This window comes from Bacillus sp. 05T31 (assembly GCF_056396725.1).
On the sequence record NZ_JBFTMA010000566.1, the window covers coordinates 1 to 2,976 of the forward strand.

Annotated in this window: 1 protein-coding gene and 2 pseudogenes; 2 read left to right on the forward strand and 1 reads right to left on the reverse strand. The window is 32.3% G+C overall.

Annotated elements, in window-relative coordinates:
- Positions 1 to 914: pseudogene (locus AC1DJR_RS24275) on the reverse strand (glycoside hydrolase family 10-like protein); the annotation flags it as partial.
- 77 nt (positions 915 to 991) lie between these two features.
- Between AC1DJR_RS24275 and AC1DJR_RS24280 the strand changes: the two are divergent.
- Both AC1DJR_RS24280 and AC1DJR_RS24285 read left to right on the forward strand, forming a co-directional pair.
- Positions 992 to 1,456, forward strand: a pseudogene (locus tag AC1DJR_RS24280) (hypothetical protein); the annotation flags it as partial.
- A gap of 469 nt (positions 1,457 to 1,925) precedes the next feature.
- Complete coding sequence (locus AC1DJR_RS24285; protein ID WP_431187476.1) at positions 1,926 to 2,753, forward strand: class I SAM-dependent methyltransferase; 828 nt, start codon at positions 1,926 to 1,928, stop codon at positions 2,751 to 2,753.
- Positions 2,754 to 2,976 lie beyond the last annotated feature (223 nt).

A 2,976-nucleotide genomic window follows, 5' to 3' on the forward strand; every position in this document is an offset into this window, starting at 1 on the left:
GAAATACTCTCATTATGAAGTCGATCTAAAGCTGTCACCACATAAGTATAAGTCTCCTCAGATAAAGCTGTTTTATCCACAAAAATTTCTGCCCATTGTGTCTTCCTTACAGTAGTAAGTAAATTCTTCGGATCTTGAATATCAACTACATTCTTTCCATTCACACGGTATATCGCATAATAAGCAGAGTCATTATCTCTATCATCAATTATGCCTAAAGCAATACCTTCATCTCTTGGAATGGCACCTTTTAAAGTAGGTTGTTTTGGTGGATCATGATCAAGCCAAGGCATAGGTGGAATTAATGCAGGGTGTTTATATATGTCTTTTGAGAGTCTATCTTTAATTCCAAGTGGATTGTTATTTATATCTTTTAAACTGAAATGCATACTACCTTTTATTTGTGGATATTGATGGTTTAAAGCGATTTGCTTTGGATATTCTTCTGGATCAGACCAAGCAGAGACAGAGTTGTTATTAATTTTATAGGCCGCTTGACCGATGTATAGGTGAATCGGTTTGTTATTTGTTTCTTTTACCCACCAATCTACTAATATATCATATGCAGCAGGTGTGAAACCTATATTCCAATATATTTGAGGTGTAATGTAGTCAATGTACCCTTTTTGTATCCACTCACGTGTGTCAGCATAAAGGTCATCGTAGTTTCTTTGACCTGCGGTTGTATTAGAGCCAGTTGGATCGTCAGCTATATTTCGCCATACACCAAATGGACTAATGCCAAATTTTACGTATGATTTTTCTTGTTTTATAGCAGTATTTAAACCTTTTACGAGTTCATTTACATTATTGCGACGCCAATCTTCGATAGTTGAAAAATTCTCATTATTATAGGATTCAAATGTTTTTTGATCAGGAAATTCTTCGCCAACTACTTTATAAGGGTAAAAATAATGGATATGGTCGTGTAGTTAGATAATAATGCATGTAACACCTAGCAACTTATGAAACTGCGAAAAGGAGGTAAATGATGAATAAAATTACCATTATAATAGCAATTTTATTAATAGCTAGCGTAGGATTTTTAATAAAATATCAATCTGATAATGAGAAACTTAAAACTGATAATATAAAATTAACGAAAAAAGTGGAAAAGGTGGAGGCACAATACAATGATACGAAAAAGGAGTTATCAGCTCTAAAGAGTAACAATCAACAACAAGTAAAGGAAGCTGCAGAACGATTTCTTAAAGCTTTCCGGACATATGACACCGGTAAAGGAGAATCCTATCTTACGAATGTTGAAGCTTATATAACTCCAAATGCGAAGAAAGAATTGACACCACCAGGTGGACCGACGCAATCTGCTCCTGGGGATGGAGATGAGAAAGAAAAGAAGAAAGTTTCATTTCAATCTGAATACACAGGTGGCGAGTTGTATTATGCATTTTTGGATACTACAAAAGCAAATGTATTAGCTAAAGTGAAAAGCAAAACTTTCTTAACTTTCAGGCCAATGATAGATTCATACATTATCACACCTCTTCTTACATAAATTAACTAGTAGCCTCTATTTAGTAGTTGTTAAAAAGTGACAAAAAAGTTGTTTAAATTAAAATAAAGTTGTTAAAAAATGCAAGTCATTCTATTCAACAATCGGGTCATATCCTTGAATAATGGGTTAAACTAGTAGTTGACCTCGTAGTTTATTGTCTGTTATATTTATACAAACACTAAAAGGATAGGTGAAGAAGTTCGGCATAGCAGAAGTTTGATTTTCGCGAACTTTGTTATGACTGGAAAAGAGTAAATAAATCAATTTGAAGCAAACTGAAATACGCATTTTTATGTGTTTATTCGGTATGCCCATTTGATTTTTTACTCTACGGACTTATTCTCTTTTTTAACCGCAGAGTAAAGCTCTGCGGTTTTTTGTGTTTAAAAATTTTTAGGAGGAAGTTTTTATGAATAATTTATTAAACCAATTGCAGGTACCTTCACGATTCGAACAAACTGATAATGTTTTTTGGCAAGATTCTTATATTGCTAAAAAATTATTAGAAGCTCATTTAAGCCCTGATACTGAAGGAGCTAGTAGGAGTTTTAAGTTTATTGATAAATCTATTGATTTTATCCAACAAATAGCTCCCAAAAAATCTTATCAAAAAGTACTAGACTTAGGTTGTGGTCCAGGTCTTTATAGTGAGCGATTAGCTAGAAAAGGTTATACGGTAACAGGGATAGACTTCTCTGAAAACTCAATTCGTTATGCTAAAGAACAAGCAAAAAAGTTAGATTATGATATTGGATATCGCTATGAAAATTATTTGGAATTAAATGATTCAAATATCTATGACTTGGCCCTATTGATATATTGTGACTATGGTGCTCTTGCGCCTGAAAATCGTAGTAAATTACTTTTTAACATTTGGAACAGTCTGAAGAATGGTGGAAAGTTGTTATTGGATGTTTTCTCTCAAAAAAAATTTGATCAGTTCAAGGAAGAACAATATTGGAGTATTAATGAAAATGGTGGTTTCTGGTCAAAGGATTGCTATGTAGCTATCGGTAGAAATCTTCAATATCCTGATAGAGTAACATTAGAACAAACAACAGTGGTAACCGCTGACAAAATAGAAACTTACAACATTTGGTATCAATTCTTCACAAAAGAATTATTCATCAAAGAGGTAACCGCTGTAGGGTTTACTGTAAAAGAAATTTACGATGATGTTTCTGGTGAAACTGGGAACGGAGGAAGTCAAACTATAGCCTTATTGTTAGAAAAATAAGGTTAAATTGAACAAAGAGAAAGAAATATATGTTATCAATTTTTTAAAAAGCAATATTTTTTCTTTTCAAAAAACGGTAGCTAATGTTGAATAAAAYTTAGATTTTCAAAYGACTTTATTRTTATATTTTTTAGTGTAGTAAATATYTTACWTYAAAAATTAAACAACTATATTTTTAACCCCGTCCTAAATTTAGAACGGGGTTATCTTTTTGATGTAGATT

Bases quoted from the DNA above. Each gene is read 5' to 3' on its own strand.
- AC1DJR_RS24285 (WP_431187476.1), top strand. From the start codon at position 1,926: ATGAATAATTTATTAAACCAATTGCAGGTACCTTCACGATTCGAACAA.